The 16,154-nt window shown below is 46.4% G+C and carries 10 protein-coding genes and 1 pseudogene; 4 read left to right on the top strand and 7 right to left on the bottom strand.

What is annotated here, in order from left to right; genetic code table 11:
• The first annotated feature begins 8 nt into the window (after positions 1–8).
• Both NLP_RS18880 and NLP_RS18875 read left to right on the top strand, forming a co-directional pair.
• Positions 9–4,715, top strand: coding sequence for a cadherin-like domain-containing protein (locus NLP_RS18880; RefSeq protein WP_158680453.1), 4,707 nt, complete (start codon positions 9–11; stop codon positions 4,713–4,715).
• Positions 4,716–5,100: 385 nt separating this feature from the next.
• The gene (locus tag NLP_RS18875) at positions 5,101–6,243 is read left to right on the top strand and encodes a serine/threonine-protein kinase (RefSeq protein ID WP_104907730.1); all 1,143 of its coding nucleotides are present in this window, start codon (positions 5,101–5,103) and stop codon (positions 6,241–6,243) included.
• 307 nt (positions 6,244–6,550) lie between these two features.
• Here the strand turns inward: NLP_RS18875 and NLP_RS18870 are convergent, their stop codons facing one another.
• Both NLP_RS18870 and NLP_RS18865 read right to left on the bottom strand, forming a co-directional pair.
• On the bottom strand, positions 6,551–7,624 hold the full coding sequence (locus NLP_RS18870; RefSeq protein ID WP_234016981.1) for a zinc-dependent alcohol dehydrogenase family protein: 1,074 nt from the start codon (positions 7,622–7,624) through the stop codon (positions 6,551–6,553).
• Between the two features lie 58 nt (positions 7,625–7,682).
• Entirely contained in the window at positions 7,683–8,774 is a 1,092-nt protein-coding gene (locus NLP_RS18865) for an NAD(P)-dependent alcohol dehydrogenase (RefSeq protein ID WP_104907728.1), read from the bottom strand.
• A gap of 120 nt (positions 8,775–8,894) precedes the next feature.
• On the opposite strand from NLP_RS18865, the gene NLP_RS18860 reads away from it, so the two are divergent.
• Positions 8,895–9,818 (top strand): LysR family transcriptional regulator, encoded by a 924-nt coding sequence (locus tag NLP_RS18860; protein WP_104907727.1) that lies wholly within the window; start codon positions 8,895–8,897, stop codon positions 9,816–9,818.
• 76 nt (positions 9,819–9,894) lie between these two features.
• On the opposite strand, the pseudogene NLP_RS35035 reads toward NLP_RS18860, so the two are convergent.
• Both NLP_RS35035 and gndA read right to left on the bottom strand, forming a co-directional pair.
• Positions 9,895–10,081 (bottom strand): annotated as a pseudogene (locus NLP_RS35035) (IS630 family transposase); the annotation flags it as partial.
• A gap of 568 nt (positions 10,082–10,649) precedes the next feature.
• Positions 10,650–12,134, bottom strand: a complete 1,485-nt coding sequence (gene gndA / locus NLP_RS18850; protein ID WP_104907726.1) for an NADP-dependent phosphogluconate dehydrogenase — start codon at positions 12,132–12,134, stop codon at positions 10,650–10,652.
• A gap of 216 nt (positions 12,135–12,350) precedes the next feature.
• On the opposite strand from gndA, the gene NLP_RS18845 reads away from it, so the two are divergent.
• Positions 12,351–13,088: a Ycf66 family protein gene (locus tag NLP_RS18845; protein WP_104907725.1), complete on the top strand. Its 738-nt coding sequence runs from the start codon at positions 12,351–12,353 to the stop codon at positions 13,086–13,088.
• A gap of 314 nt (positions 13,089–13,402) precedes the next feature.
• Here the strand turns inward: NLP_RS18845 and NLP_RS18835 are convergent, their stop codons facing one another.
• The 3 genes from NLP_RS18835 to NLP_RS18825 all read right to left on the bottom strand — a co-directional run bounded on the left by NLP_RS18835 (position 13,403) and on the right by NLP_RS18825 (position 16,133).
• Positions 13,403–13,762, bottom strand: coding sequence for a hypothetical protein (locus tag NLP_RS18835; RefSeq protein ID WP_104907724.1), 360 nt, complete (start codon positions 13,760–13,762; stop codon positions 13,403–13,405).
• A 219-nt stretch (positions 13,763–13,981) separates the two neighbouring features.
• Entirely contained in the window at positions 13,982–15,016 is a 1,035-nt protein-coding gene (locus tag NLP_RS18830) for a GGDEF domain-containing protein (RefSeq protein WP_104907723.1), read from the bottom strand.
• 919 nt (positions 15,017–15,935) lie between these two features.
• Entirely contained in the window at positions 15,936–16,133 is a 198-nt protein-coding gene (locus NLP_RS18825; RefSeq protein ID WP_104907722.1) for a heavy-metal-associated domain-containing protein, read from the bottom strand.
• Positions 16,134–16,154 lie beyond the last annotated feature (21 nt).

The following is a 16,154-nucleotide window of genomic DNA, read 5'->3' as shown; positions in this document are numbered from 1 at the left end:
TAAACATAATGTCTTTTGAGCTTTCCCAGTTGGGTACATCTACTGATGTGCTATCTAAAAACAGCCTTGCGCCTGTCTTGGACGAAGGCAGTTTGACAACTTCTTTAACAGGACTGGGACGATCCAACCAATCTCTCTTGTTTGTCGATAAATCGGTGACAGACTATCAGCAGTTGCTGGCAGGTGTAACTCCGGGCACAGAGATCCATGTACTTGACCCGGGGCAGGATGGTGTTACCCAGATTACTAATACCCTGCTAGGGCGGCAAAACATCGCCAGTTTGCATATCGTTTCTCACGGGGAAGCTGGGGGAGTGGATTTTGGCAGCAGCGCCCTTAACTCGATCGATCTGCCTCAGTACGCAGCCCAGTTAAAGACCTGGAGCAAAGCACTGACCAACGATGCAGATATTTTGTTCTATGGCTGTAACGTTGCCGAAGGCCAACTCGGTCAGACGTTTGTCCAAAACATCAGTCAGGTTACTGGAGCCGATGTTGCTGCCTCCGATGACCTGACAGGTAACAGTTCTCTAGGCGGCGACTGGAATTTGGAAGTTGCAACAGGAACAATTGAAAGCTCTCCAATTTTCAGTGCTGATGTTCTAAACAGCTATCAAGGAACGCTGGCATATACTCTAGGTGCCCGCCATATTGTATCTGGTGGAGATGTTTTCTTGGGGGGTCAATTCATTGAATTAGGTGTTCGTGGTAATGCAGGTTTCTTTGGAACCGCTGCCTCCAAACCAGCTAATTTCTTTGGTACTTCAGCCCGGTCTAACATTGGACTCAGTATTGACCCAGATGGCTATCAAACCGGGAACACATTTTCCTACGACGTATTCTTACCGGGCACTCCCTATGAGGGTTGGTCAATCGGCTATCAGCAGAGTGGTACAACTTACGGACTGCAAAACGCTGGCGGGGGATCAACCGATATCACTTCAACTACAACTGCCGATACCTCCTCAGGCGACACACTTGCCGCAAAAGTTACCTCCAACACTGCTCAAAATGTTTCTGTCGTCCAGACCTATTCCTTTGACTACACGCAAGACTACTGGAAAACAAACGTCACCATTACAAACAACTCAGCAACAGCCCTTGACAACCTCCGTTACGCTAGAGCCTATGACCCGGACAATGCTGTAGACGGTGGAGGAGGTTACCCGACCACCAACACAATCGTTAACACAATTGCATCTGACAAGAGAGTTCTCATTTCTGCCGAGGTTCCCAATACCGACGCTTCTTTTGCCACCCGTGGTGCACGACCTTCTTACTTCATTTCATTTGATCCATCGGCACGGGCATCCGTTGGCGGCTCACTCGGTAACGTAGCTATCAATTCACTCACGGTAGGAGATAAGGGAAAAACAGTAACCTCAGATAGTAGCATCACGCTCTGGTTTGATGTGGGTACGTTGGCTGCGGGGGCATCGAAGACCTTTCAGTTTTACTCTGGACTATCCACCAGTATTCTCGATGCTGCGGCAAATGCACCTATCAATACCGTACCGGGTGCTCAGAGTATTAACGCAGGTACACCCATAACTTTCGGTGGAAGCAATGCCATTAGTGTTGCTGACCCTGATAGTACTAATCTAACGGTTACACTGACGGCAACCAATGGCACTACGAGCCTAAGCGGTGTCACTGGGTTGAGCTTCGCTTCTGGAGACGGTACTACCGACAGCACAATGACCTTCAGTGGTACTAAAACTGACATCAATACTGCTCTCAACAATCTGGTTTTCAACCCGACAGCAAGCTTTGTCGGCGCTGCTAGTATCCAAATTGAAACCAGTGATGGCGATTTCTCTGATGCCGATACTGTTAACATCACCGTCAACCCAGTTAACGAGGCACCTACTATCAGCACCAACTCGTTAAGCCTCAGCGAAGGTGGCAGTGTGGTACTCTCCAGCAGCAATATCAACGCCACCGACCCCGATAACACTCCCGCTCAACTCACCTACACTGCCAGCAGTATTAGCGGTGGACAGTTTGAGTTGGTAGCGAATGCGGGTGTTGCCATTACCAGCTTCACCCAAGCACAGATAAACTCTGGAGCAGTTCGCTTTATCCACGGTGGCGATGAAACCGCACCCAGCTATAGCCTCAGTGTCAGTGATGGGTCATTGAGTAGCCCTAGCAGCACAGTGGCAATCGGCACCTTCACCAACGTCAACGATGCACCGACCGTTAGCACCAACACCCTGAGCCTCAGCGAAGGTGGCAGTGTAGTTCTCTCCAGCAGCAATATCAACGCCACCGACCCGGATAACACTCCCGCTCAACTCACCTACACTGCCACCGGTATTAGCGGTGGACAGTTTGAGTTGGTAGCGAATGCAGGTGTTGCGATTACCAGCTTCACCCAAGCACAGATAAACTCTGGAGCAGTTCGCTTTGTCCACAATGGTAGTGAAACCACACCCAGCTATAGCCTTAGTGTCAGTGATGGGTCATTGAGCAGCCCTAGTAGCACAGTGGTGATCGGCACCTTCACCAACGTCAACGATGCCCCGACTATCAGCACCAACTCGTTGAACATCAGCGAAGGTGGGAGTGTGGTACTCTCCAGCAGCAATATCAACGCCACCGACCCGGATAACACCCCAGCTCAACTCACCTACACTGCCAGCAGTATTAGCGGTGGACAGTTTGAGTTGGTAGCGAATGCGGGTGTTGCCATTACCAGCTTCACCCAAGCACAGATAAACTCTGGAGCAGTTCGCTTTATCCACGGTGGCGATGAAACCGCACCCAGCTATAGCCTCAGTGTCAGTGATGGGTCATTGAGTAGCCCTAACAGCACAGTGGCAATCGGCACCTTCACCAACGTCAACGATGCACCGACCGTTAGCACCAACACCCTGAGCCTCAGCGAAGGTGGCAGTGTAGTTCTCTCCAGCAGCAATATCAACGCCACCGACCCGGATAACACTCCCGCTCAACTCACCTACACTGCCACCGGTATTAGCGGTGGACAGTTTGAGTTGGTAGCGAATGCAGGTGTTGCGATTACCAGCTTCACCCAAGCACAGATAAACTCTGGAGCAGTTCGCTTTGTCCACAATGGTAGTGAAACCACACCCAGCTATAGCCTTAGTGTCAGTGATGGGTCATTGAGCAGCCCTAGTAGCACAGTGGTGATCGGCACCTTCACCAACGTCAACGATGCCCCGACTATCAGCACCAACTCGTTGAACATCAGCGAAGGTGGGAGTGTGGTACTCTCCAGCAGTAATATCAACGCCACCGACCCGGATAACACCCCAGCTCAACTTACCTACACTGCCAGCGGTATCAGCGGTGGACAGTTTGAGTTGGTAGCGAATGCGGGTGTTGCGATTACCAGCTTCACCCAAGCACAGATCAACTCTGGAGCAGTTCGCTTTGTCCAAAATGGTAGTGAAACCGCACCCAGCTATAGCCTCAGTGTTAGTGATGGGTCGTTGAGCAGCCCTAGCAGCACAGTGGCAATCGGTACCTTCACCAACGTCAACGATGCCCCGACTATCAGCACCAACTCGTTGAACATCAGTGAAGGTGGCAGTGTGGTTCTCTCCAGCAGTAATATCAACGCCACCGACCCGGATAACACCCCAGCTCAACTTACCTACACTGCCAGCGGTATCAGCGGTGGACAGTTTGAGTTGGTAGCGAATGCGGGTGTTGCGATTACCAGCTTCACCCAAGCACAGATCAACTCTGGAGCAGTTCGCTTTGTCCACGGTGGCGGTAAAACAGCACCCAGCTATAGCCTCAGTGTCAGTGATGGCTTGTTAAGTAGCGGTAGCAGCACCAGTGTGACCCAGATCCAGAGTTTGCCCAATATACTGTGGCGCAACAAGGCAAGCGGAGAGAATACCATCTGGGAGATGAATGGCTTCTCCTTGCAAAGCAACAACTTGATTACCCAAGTGGCTGATCAAAACTGGCAGATTGTAGGTACAGCCGACTTCAACGGCGACGGCAAATTTGATATCCTCTGGCGCAACAAGGTAAGCGGAGAGAATACCATCTGGGGGCTGAATGGCTTCTCCTTGCAAAGCAACAACTTGATTACCCAAGTGGCTGATCAAAACTGGCAGATTGCAGGTACAGCTGACTTCAACGGCGACGGCAAATCTGATATCCTCTGGCGCAACAAGGTAAGCGGAGAGAATACCATTTGGGAAATGAATGGCTTCTCTGTGCAAAGCAACAACTTGATTACCCAAGTGGCTGATCAAAACTGGCAGATTGCAGGTACAGCTGACTTCAACGGCGACGGCAAATCTGATATCCTCTGGCGCAACAAGGCAAGCGGAGAGAATACCATCTGGGGGCTGAATGGCTTCTCCGTGCAAAGCAACAACTTGATTACCCAAGTGGCTGATCAAAACTGGCAGATTGCAGGTACAGCCGACTTCAACGGCGACGGCAAATCTGATATCCTCTGGCGCAACAAGGCAAGCGGAGAGAATACCATCTGGGGGCTGAATGGCTTCTCTGTGCAAAGCAACAACTTGATTACCCAAGTGGCTGATCAAAACTGGCAGATTGCACTTACAGCCGACTTCAACGGCGACGGCAAATCTGATATCCTCTGGCGCAACGAGGCAAGCGAAGAGAATACCATCTGGGGAATGAATGGCTTCTCTGTGCAAAGCAACAACTTGATTACCCAGCGAGTTGATCAAAACTGGAAAATTGTAGGTAGGGTTTGACTTCAACGGCGACAGCGAACCTGATATTGTGCTTTTACCCCCTAGAACACCGATTCAGTAATCAGAATTAAGTAGGGCTTGCTGAATAAAAGTGTAATCTAGTCCAGATAAGGGGTTGAAGCTTTTTTCTCCCAAAAAAGTGCAAGGCTATAATCTCTATCTCAAAACCCTTGCACTTTCCATTTGATTTTTGTTTTCGGAGAATGATAAAAGTGGGATAGTGTACTATGATTCATATTTTTAGATTCTTTTAGTTAATCGTTGCTTCACCCGCTTTCACCCCTTCTGCGTGACACAAATCCAAAATTTAAAATCCAAAATCTATTGATTACACCCTTTTGCTTGGGACAGGAGAAAATAAAGACATATAAGAGCGATCGCCTATATGAGCTACTGCCTTAATCCCCATTGTCCCAAGCCTGAAAATCCTGATGATGTCAAGTTTTGCCGGACTTGCGGTACTAAGTTACTCCTCAAAGAACGTTACCGTGCTATCAAACCAATCGGACAAGGTGGTTTTGGCAAAACCTTCTTAGCTGTGGATGAGGATAAACCCTCAAAACCACGCTGCGTAATTAAGCAATTTTATCCCCAATCCCAAGGCACTAACACGCTTGCCAAAGCCATAGAGTTATTTAACCAAGAAGCAGTGCAGTTAGATGAATTGGGCAAACATCCCCAAATTCCCGAACTCCTGGCATATTTTACTCAAGAAAATCGGCAGTATCTTGTACAAGAATTTATCGACGGGCAAAACTTAGCCCAGGAATTGGCACATAGAGGTGCTTTTAGTGAAACACAAATCTGGCAACTATTAAACGATTTATTGTCAGTTTTGCAATTTTGTCACGCCAAACACGTGATTCACCGCGATATTAAGCCAGAAAATATTATTCGTGAGAGCGATGCCGAACGCAAACTAGTATTAGTAGATTTTGGTGCTGCTAAATCTGCCACTGGCGCTGCCTTAAATAAAACTGGTACCAGCATTGGTAGTCCAGAATATGTTGCCCCTGAACAAATGAGAGGTAGGGCTATTTTTGCCAGCGATATTTATAGTTTAGGTGCGACTTGTATTAATTTATTAACAGTGCGATCGCCCTTCGATTCTTATGATACCAACAACGATACTTGGGTATGGCAGCAATACTTGCAAACTCCCGTCAGTAATGAGTTGAGCCGCATTCTCAACAAGATGCTAGAAAGTATTCCAATTCGGCGTTATCAAACAGTAGAGGAAGTTCTCAAAGACTTAAATCAACAGCCGAAAGTAGCAGCTACGCCAGTGATACCGCCAAAACCGATCCCTCAATCACCACCAAATTCTCCAGCTGCTTTTGTATCGAAATCTCCTAGTCAACTTGAGAAAGAGTTAGAAGAAATGAAAACCCAATTCATGGGTAACAGCAAACCTCAACCAAATAAAATACAGCCACCAAATCCTACATCTCAGGCTCCTAGTAAAAGCAAAATAGATGAAGAATTAGAAGAATTAAAAGCTAAATATCTTGGTAATAATAACTCTTAATATTAAGGTAATGGGAAGGACAGCACGCGGCTGACTTCGTTTGTGCAATCTTTATATCGGAATAGCTCCTCTTCACCAGCTCGATCCGTTTGGGGTCGAAGCGATCCCCTGCGATCTGCCAGAAATCGATCAAGCCACCTGTTTGAAATCGAACGGTGTGGCGGACTGGCGCTCCTGGCCAACGGCTACGCCGAGCCGATCGCGCCGGTGGTGAGCAGCAGCATCCAACAGACGAGGTTTGTGAGTTTGGGTAATTGCATTGCGTTCTCTCAAGTGCTAGTGGGTATCTGTGCAACCCCGGTGGCGATCAAATGCGGCTTTTGCGATCCGACAGATCGATCGCGATCTTGCCGAAGAGTTCCTGCGACGACAGAGCTTGATAAGCGTCCTTGGCGTTCTCGAAGCGGAACCTGCGATCGATAGGCGGTCGAACCTGGTGCGTGTCGATCGCCTGCGCCAAAGCTTCATACATTTTTGCGTTGCCGACAGAGATGCCACGGACGGTGGCACCCTTACCCATCAGCGCTCCATATTCCAGGGGACCATCGTCGTCGAACGTCATTAATCCGATAAGGGCTACTTCGCCGCCATAGCTGAGGGCTGCCAGCGACTGGTTCAGCGTCCCTATACCGGCGGTGTTGACTACCTTGTTAACGCCGCCTGTCCGCTCGAACACCGCTTTTCCCCAATTTGGAGTGTCACGGTAGTTGACGCCATCGCTGGCACCAAGGGCGACCAATCGCTTCAGCTTGGCATCCTGGCTCGACGTGGCGATCACCTGAGCGCCTGCCGCACGTGCTAGGAGCATGGCGAAGAGTGATACACCACCGCTACCCAAAACCAGAACCTTGCTGTCCGATCCAATCGGATGGTCGCCATAGAGGGCGTTCCAAGCTGTAAGCGCGGCACAGGGGAGGGTTGCCGCTTCGGCGTAGTCCAAGCTTGCTGGCGCACGCACGACGCGATCAACGGGCAGAACGACATATTCAGCCAACATCCCATTTTCATTAAGCGAACCTAGACCGAAGCCTAACTCCGCTTTGGGCGTCCCTCCGATCCATGCAAAGTACAACCCCGTGACCCGATCGCCGACAGCCCACGTATCGACGCCAGAACCGATCGCATCAATCTCACCCGCGCCGTCCGAAACTGGCACGAGATCCCTATCAGGCAGCCTACCGTTCAGCCCCTTCAGCACAAGCTGGTCGCGATAATTGAGTGACACTGCATGAATACGGATTCGCACTTCGCCTGGACCAGGCTCTGGCATTGGTGTATCCTCAAGAACCAATCCCTCAATATCGGTAGTTCCAGCTTTCAAAATCCAACGTCGCATGTTAATCTCCTGTTTAAGTGTTTTTCTGGGCGCGAACTTGGTCAATTCACCTCTGAATGCTGGAGTTCTTTGATATGGCTTCAGACTTCGCCGCTTGGAAAGATCAGGCAGTGACCTTGGCTGGTGCTTCGAGCGTGGACATATCGATCACCAGACGATAGCGCACCTCTCCCCGCTCAAGCCGTTCAAAACCGTCGTCGATATCCGCAGCCGAGATAATTTCGACATCGGCTGATATATTATGCTGGCTACAGAAATCTAGCATCTCCTGCGTTTCACGCGTACCCCCTACCCCTGAACTCGCCAGCCGCCGCCGTCCCATCGTTAGGAAGACGGGGCTGAAATCCATATCTGCGGGAATGCCAAGACAGCAGAGCGTGCCATCAAGCTTGAGCGATCGCAGATACGGGTTGAGCGGATGGCGGGATGAAACCGTATCAAGGATGAAATCGAAGCGGGATGCTTGACCTGCCATTTGTGCCTCGTCGGTTGACACGATCGCTTCATTTGCCCCCAATGCCTTCGCATCGGCAAGCTTTCCCGCAGACGTGCTGAATAGGACGACATGAGCGCCCAACGCGTGAGCAAATTTCACTGCCATGTGACCGAGACCGCCCAGCCCCACAATACCAACCGTCTTGCCAGGTCCCACGTCCCAGTGGCGAAGCGGCGACCAGGTTGTCACCCCCGCGCAGAGCAGGGGTGCTACGCTTGCCGGATCGAGACCCGATGGGATGTGATAGGCAAAATCGGTATCGACAACATATTCGTTCGAGTAGCCCCCGCGCGTGATGCTGCCGTCGTGCCTGTCGATGCTATCGTAGGTGTTCGTCACACCTTCGCGGCAATATTGCTCTAAATGGCTTATACACGGTGGGCAGTGGCGGCAGGAATCGATAATCGTGCCCACCACCACAGCGTCGCCGATTCGGAATTTCGTTACATCCGCACCGATTGCCGTTACCTCGCCCACCATCTCGTGACCCGGAACTAAAGGAAAGCGGCTCTTCCCCCGAATTGCGTGCAGATCGCTGTGGCAGACGCCGCAGAACTGGATCTTCACGGCAATATCGTTGGGTCGTAACTCCCTTCGATCAAAAGCCCAGGAAACCAGGCGATCACCTTGACCTAAAGCAGCAAGTCCATAACAGCACCGCAGCGATTGATTGCGTTCGAGAGAGGTATTGCTTGGCATTTGCTTTTCTTCCTCTTTGTAAGCCAGGGGCGATTTAATCTATGTGCAGTAAATATAGATCGGATACAATCCTTTGACTAGATGGCATAATCAGAATAAACTGATGAAATACATGCAGTAATGAAGCGTGACGAACTGAACGACTTAGCCGCATTCGTGGTGGTCGCCGACGAGATGAGCTTTACGCGCGCCGCGTCGAAGCTGGGTATGTCCCCATCTGCCTTGAGCCACGCAATGAAGGCGCTCGAAGACCGTCTTGGCTTGCGATTGCTGGCGCGAACGACCCGGAGAGTCTCGACGACTGAGGCTGGCGAACGACTGTTAAAGACCTTGCGACCTGCCTTGGAGGATATCAGCGCCGAGCTGACAGCCCTAGGTGAGCTGCGTGACAAGCCTGCTGGAACCGTACGCATTACCACGTTTAAGCACGCGGCGACCTCTGTGCTATCGCCCGTGCTGCCCGATTTCCTCGATGCATATCCGGATATCCGCGTTGAGATTACGATAGATGACGGTCTGAGCGACATTGTAGCGAGCCGTTATGATGCCGGCATCCGGTTTGGTGAGAAGGTCGCCAAAGATATGATTGCAGTGCGGGTCGGCCCGGATATCCGAGCGGCAGTCGTCGGGTCGCCAGCCTATTTCGCTGACCATCCCGTACCGAAGACACCGCAAGACCTCGCCGGACATCGCTGCATTAACTACCGATTTGTGACAGCCGGAGGTCTTTATTCTTGGGAGTTTGAGGAAGATGGGCGGCCGTTTCAGGTTAGGGTCGATGGGCCTCTCGTCTTCAATGACGGCGATCTGATTCTAGCTGCTGCCTTGGCGGGACAGGGGATTGGGTATCTCTATGATGATCAAATTGCCGATTATGTTGCCAAGGGCAGGTTGATCCGGGTATTGGCAGAGTGGTGCCCGACCTCTATCGGCTACTACCTTTATCATCCAAACCGCCGCCAGACACCGCCGGCATTGGCTGCGTTGATTGATGCTCTGCGGGTCAAATTGGCTTATGGGCAAACTGCACAAACGGGAATGTAGATCCGGTTTGGGTCGAATTGAAATTACAACTTTTCGGCTACTAATACCAAGTTGCCAAAGATAAGCTGTTCCACATTTAACTTGCAATAACAGTGTTACTCTTATTTTTTATTTTTCGCTGCCATTTAATAATTAATTCTTCTTGATTTAAGAGTCTGTCTAGTAAATTTCTCAGTTCCTCTAGTGATTTAAATAATTTGTGAGCGATAAATTCTGTCTTCAGAATGCCAGACTAATTCTACTAAATTCATATCTGGGCTATAGGTGATTCATCAAGAGAAACATCAATATTTATTTTCTGTGTTAGCTCACAGCGATCGCTTTCTTTTAAGGCTTTTTGTAAATTTTATTTTTGGGATTGTGGGAACCCCAAGTCAGTTTTGAATACGCTTTAGTTCAAGGTGGTTTTAAAACCAAACTCTACCTGGAGGTAATGGACAGGGCGGTCGCATCATGTCAATAACACTACTATATTGAGAATAGAGTAAAAATTAATCTCATTAATCCTTGCTTATGCGACGCCGAATAGCCCGCACTTCGACATGGTTCGACTCCGCTCACCAGCCGCTCAGTGACCATCGTAGACATCGCATTGAGTCTTGGAAAGTAAATCTAAATGACAAATCCTGATTTTTTGTTGGTTCTTAACCTTGGTTGTGATCAAGAGTAATTTAGATGCGTTTGCCCTGAAGTAATGGATTGGATTGCAGCTTCATCAGCTAAAACTTTAGTGGAAACTGGCTTAACACTGAATAATTAACAATTAACAGTGATAATTGACAAAAAAGTGGCTCTTACAGAGCCACTTTCAAATTTACAATCTAAAACTCTCTAATTTGTAGGTGTAGTTGGTTCTGTAGCTTGCAGCTCTCTTGGTGTGGAAGTTTGCACTGATGCTTCAGAAATCGGTGTCCATTCGGTGTGGAAGGCTCCGGGCTTATCAAGTCGCTCGTAGGTGTGCGCCCCGAAGTAGTCGCGTTGAGCTTGAGTGAGGTTTTGAGGCAAGCGATCGCGTCGATAGCTGTCAAAATAATCTAATGAGGCACTGAATGCTGGCACTGGAATTCCCAGTTTTGCTGCTGTTGCCAACACTTCGCGCCAAGCTGTTTGTCTGTCGAGAATCGTCTGCTTGAATTCTGGGGCTAATAGCAGGTTAGGTGGCGCTGGATTTTCGTTAAATGCCTTCTTAATCTTATTCAAAAATCCAGCACGAATAATACAGCCACCCTTCCAAATTCGCGCCATTTCACCTAAATTCAAGTTAAAATTATAGGTTTTTGAAGCTGTAGCTAGCAGTGCCATGCCCTGAGCATAAGAACAGATTTTCGAGCAATACAGGGCATCCCGCACCATGTTGATAAAGGCTTTAGTATCTCCCTCATATTTGCCAGAAGGGCCTGTAAGTATCTTGGATGCTTCTACCCGTTCTTTTTTGAAGGAAGACATGATCCGGGCGTTCACCGCTGCAATGATTGTTGGTACAGCAACTCCCAAATCCATTGCAGTTTGCACTGTCCAGCGTCCAGTTCCCTTTTGCCCTGCGGCATCAACAATCAAATCGACTAAGGGTAGATTTGTTTCTGGGTCAATGTAGGGGAAAATCTTTGCCGTAATTTCAATCAAAAACGAATTGAGTTCGTCGGTGGTGTTCCACTCGGTAAAAACTTCGTGTAACTGATTATGGTCTAGTCCAGCAACATTTTTCAGCAAGTCGTAGGCTTCAGCAATCAGCTGCATATCGCCGTACTCAATGCCGTTATGTACCATTTTGACGTAGTGACCAGCACCACCAGGACCGCAATAGGTTACGCAAGGCCCATCATCAACTTGGGCGGCAATTTTGTTAAAAATTGGCGATAGATACTCATAGGAGCTTTCTGTACCTCCTGGCATGAGTGAAGGCCCATTTAGCGCACCTTCTTCACCGCCACTAACACCCATCCCGATAAACCGAAGTCCAGCCGGTTCTAATTCTTGAGTGCGTCGTTCTGTATCTTCAAACCAAGAGTTGCCACCGTCGATAATGATATCGCCTTCATTTAGCAAAGGTCGGAGTTGAGAAATCACCGCATCTACTGGCTTACCAGCTTGCACCATCACTAGAATTTTGCGGGGACGTTCCAATAAGGCAACGAATTCTTCTAGAGTAAAAGCGGCTTTGACGTTCCGTCCTGGCGCACGCTGCGCCATAAAGGCATCCGTTTTTTCTCGGGAGCGGTTGTAAACTGCAATTGGGAAGCCATTACGCTCCACGTTTAGAGCGATATTCTCACCCATAACGGCTAATCCAATCACACCAAAGCTTTGTAGTGTCATAAAAAATTTCTGGCTAACTCTTGCAGATCCTTTTACCTTTAAGGGTAGTCCGATATTTTCCGTTCTCCCCTAAAGAAGACCTTAAGACTTGAATAAAGGGCAAAAATCCACAACTAACATGGATAATTAATTTTAAATTGTATCTAAATCAACAATTAACTTGCAAAATTTGCAAAATTGAAATAGTCAAAGGACGCAGTAAGGAGTAACCAAATAATGCTGGCATTTGTCCTAGCTTTGGTAGTGGGTCTTGGTAGTTTAGCCATTTATATAGCAGCTTTCTTTTTTCCAGAAATCCACCGCAAGAATGACTTTATTTGGAGTGGCGTCGGATTGTTCTATGCTTTAGTCTTATGGGTGTTTGCACCACGCATTACTGGAGGTTTGTTGCTGGGTCATGTGGCTAGTGTGGCTCTTTTGGTCTGGTTTGGCTGGCAAACTCTATCATTACGTCGGCAATTGACCCCGCAGGCACAACAAACCCAAGTACCCAGTGCTGAGACGGTAAAAACTGGCATTCAAGAACAGGTAAATAAGTTGTCCCTTCAGGAACGGCTGGGCCAGTTGCAAAAAGGTCTGGGTAGTACCTTCAGTGGTGCGAAAGACAAGGTACAGCAGACTGTGAGCAAAAAGACACCCACAACCCCCAAACCTGAAGATATTACCTCTGTAATAACAGATAAACCTGCTGTTGAGATTATCGACAAAACTATTGTCATACCAGAACAACCAGCAGAGGAGAGAGTTACTACCAACACTGAAGCAAAAACCGAGAGTGTACCGGAAGCGATTCCCCCACATCCCCCATCTCCTGAATTGGTGGAAGCAGCGCAACCAGATTTTGAAATTGAGGACAAGAAACCGATTTCTGTAGAAGACATTGCGCCGGATGCGGTACTCGCTCCCCCAGCAGAAACGCCACCGGAAGCAATACCGCCTAATCAAGGTAGTTGAATTCTGTGAAACCCAGCGTTAACCTAAATATAATGTTGGGTTTCACTCAACTTACTTTAATGTTTTGCCACAAATCGGCTGCAAAAAATCTAGATAAATGACCAACATTAGTTGTTGCGATCGCAACATCTGCACCGATAATAGTTACAGCTTGGGCTACTAAAATTATCTCACCGTCAATTGTCTTATCACCAGCTGTTGGTTGTCCTTGTTGACGAGCTTGTGCCCAAAATAATGCAGCTTAACGCATTGCAGCTGTTGTGATAAGTAAATATTCTAGAAGTTGACTTAATTCATCTAAGCGAGCAATACCTTTAACTTTGTTTGCCCGTATCCTGATACTGCTCATAAAGTGATGTAAAAGGGTCGGGTTTAGGTAATAAATCCCTTCGCCAGAGTCCGGTAGGTTTTGGTAATAGTTCATAAAGCTTTTCCATTACCTTCAGTGGCGTTTCAATACTTGGTGTAAGCCCAAAGGACACCTCTGCAAAGTCAGCTTGCAACTCATGCGTCTCTTTTAGTTTTTGGGTGAGGGTAGTTTTACCAACTCCCCCGAACCCATAAATCTGAAACAGCAGTGGGGTAGATTCTGGAGATAACAGTGCTTGGGCAAATTTAGCTAGAAAGTCCTGAGCCTGTTTGCGAGAGATGTAATAAGCTATTGAAGTTGTCATCTGGCAATGAAAATACTTGGTCAGATGTATAGATTTTAGCGACTGCTACTTTAATTCAACACCTCAAATTGCTTATTTCAAGGAATTTTCTAAAAATTAAATTGAACCATTGTAATTTTTAATGCTAAATCTGATTCTTTCAGGATCGCACTTTTATGAGCCAGGTTTTAAAAGAGTTTTAGCTAAAATTGACACGTATATCCTCCCCACTTCTTACTTTCACGAAGAAACAGCTTTCAAATGTGAGCCATGATGAGATAAGTAGTTCGAGTTAATCACCCGATTTCGCCCAGAAGTTTTAGCCTGTAATAGACATTGATCGGCACGATACAGCAGACTCTCTCCTTTCTCATCATCCTCAGCTTGCAGAGAGGCTGTACCCAAACTAATGGTGATATTAATTGTATTAATTGTCAGTTTATTGTTGAGTGCAAATGGTTCGTCGCTGACTACGCGATTGAGACGACGGGCTACTAATAGTGCTTCTTCATCGCTAGTGTTAGCCAGAAGAATCACAAATTCTTCGCCACCATAGCGAAATGCTGTATCTTGACAGCGCAGATTGTGGCGCAAACGCTGACATAATACTTGCAAAATGCGATCGCCTACTAAATGCCCATGAGTATCGTTAACTTTCTTAAAATGATCTACATCCAGAATAATCAAACTCAGGGAAGTTTTTTGAGTCCTGGCTCTTTGAATTTGTCTGGGTAAGTCCCATTCTAAAGCCCGACGATTATTTAATTCTGTCAATGAATCTGCTAAGGCGATCGCAGATAACATATCATTTGTCCGAATCAAATCTCGGTATTTTTGTGCTTTCCGCAAACCAACTGTCAATTGAGCAAGTATTAGTCCATGATTGGCAGTTAACTCTGCCAAGCTATAGTCTGTTTTTTCTTCAATAAGATGCCAAATATATGCATCGGCTCCTTGCTTTAGGGCCGCAGCACTCATCTCCAATTCCCTATGCCAACCCTTATTTCTATCAGTCAGCTGCTGGGAACGATCCTCGAAGAGAATACAATATATCCACGATAGTTTTGTCTGATCTTTCAACCAACCGCAGAGTTCCATACTGCCATCTAGGCTAGCTTGCACCAGGATTATATCGGGGGGTGTTGTTTTAATCCGCGACACTGCTCGCTCCAAATTGTCTATAACTTCTACACTAAAAGCAGTCGCATAACGGATCTGATCTGGAAGTGTGGCGATAAAATTATTTTTTCCAAAGATCAGAATAGAAATATTCATTGCTTTATTTTTTATCCTATTTAAATTTTAAATAAATTCACTTGGGTAACTACTGCTATTGTCGTCTAATACTAAATATGATGTTATCGGCTAAATTATATTTTTTGACATCTTGTTTTTTTAACAATCGATTAGATAGTGAACTTCCAAATTTAATCTCATTTTAAGACTTTATATTTACTACTACAGGTTGGAAAATATTTATTTCTAACAACTAATGTCTTCTTTACAGTTTGTTTTTAAAACAGTAAAAACACTGAATATTATTTAAAGTCATAAAAACGATTGCTGTGGTTTCTTAAGTACTATTTTCCTGATGAAATTACCAAAATAAATAGTTTGTAATAATCATTCTATTAGTCAGACAATTTTCTACATAAGAAGAAAATGTAAAATTTTTTCATTGAATTATAAAATCTAAAATTTCATTATGTAATTAAAAATATCATTTCCCATAAAAACTTTTAGCTTTTTATTTATAAGCTAGGTTTAAATCAAATATTAAAAAAGTATTTAAATTATATTTAAAATATACAGTAAAACTACCTAATGCTATGCACAGTAGCTTTTTGGGGCTTACCTACCCTCTAAATAAAGACAGAAATTTTCGGGTAAAAATTTATAACTTAAGTAAAATTAAACAAAAAAACAATGCATTAGCAGGAGAAATAAAATCTTTCTGCCTACACTTTCTCTGGATTTGTCTATTTACTTAATTCACGTCGTTGTGATTTGCTGTAACATTATAAATTTGGAAAACAAAGCTAAATAAAAAAATTATGTCAAAACCTGCCCCTAATTTGGGGAAATTATTTCTATTTTGCCCGTCTACAGGCGGGAAATATAAAAAAATTTTGTTAGCGTCGCCTGAGATATTAAAGTCTAAATCTTTATTCTGTAAAAAGCTGGAATCCGATCGCTAACCTTCTACAGCGTAACCAGCAGCAACAATTACCTGTTTGATTGACTCCTCAGAAGTTTCGGACTCCACCGTGACAGTTTTAGCGTTAATATCAACATCCACTTTGACCTTAGGTTCCATAACGTGGATAGACTCAGTAATTATTTCTGCACATCCCTCACAAGCAATATTTGATACTTTCAGTTTTAGTGCCATTTGTTACCTCAGTATGGAAAT

The sequence above is a fragment of the Nostoc sp. 'Lobaria pulmonaria (5183) cyanobiont' genome (assembly GCF_002949795.1).
Classification (GTDB): domain Bacteria; phylum Cyanobacteriota; class Cyanobacteriia; order Cyanobacteriales; family Nostocaceae; genus Nostoc.
This window is presented reverse-complemented; position numbering and strand designations above follow the sequence as displayed.

Excerpts from the sequence above, each read along its gene's own strand:
- NLP_RS18835 (WP_104907724.1), bottom strand. The coding sequence starts at position 13,762 with ATGACAACTTCAATAGCTTATTACATCTCTCGCAAACAGGCTCAGGAC.
- NLP_RS18825 (WP_104907722.1), bottom strand. The coding sequence starts at position 16,133 with ATGGCACTAAAACTGAAAGTATCAAATATTGCTTGTGAGGGATGTGCA.
- NLP_RS18845 (WP_104907725.1), top strand. The coding sequence starts at position 12,351 with ATGCTGGCATTTGTCCTAGCTTTGGTAGTGGGTCTTGGTAGTTTAGCC.
- NLP_RS18880 (WP_158680453.1), top strand. The coding sequence starts at position 9 with ATGTCTTTTGAGCTTTCCCAGTTGGGTACATCTACTGATGTGCTATCT.
- NLP_RS18860 (WP_104907727.1), top strand. The coding sequence starts at position 8,895 with ATGAAGCGTGACGAACTGAACGACTTAGCCGCATTCGTGGTGGTCGCC.
- NLP_RS18865 (WP_104907728.1), bottom strand. The coding sequence starts at position 8,774 with ATGCCAAGCAATACCTCTCTCGAACGCAATCAATCGCTGCGGTGCTGT.
- NLP_RS18830 (WP_104907723.1), bottom strand. The coding sequence starts at position 15,016 with ATGAATATTTCTATTCTGATCTTTGGAAAAAATAATTTTATCGCCACA.
- NLP_RS18875 (WP_104907730.1), top strand. The coding sequence starts at position 5,101 with ATGAGCTACTGCCTTAATCCCCATTGTCCCAAGCCTGAAAATCCTGAT.
- gndA (WP_104907726.1), bottom strand. The coding sequence starts at position 12,134 with ATGACACTACAAAGCTTTGGTGTGATTGGATTAGCCGTTATGGGTGAG.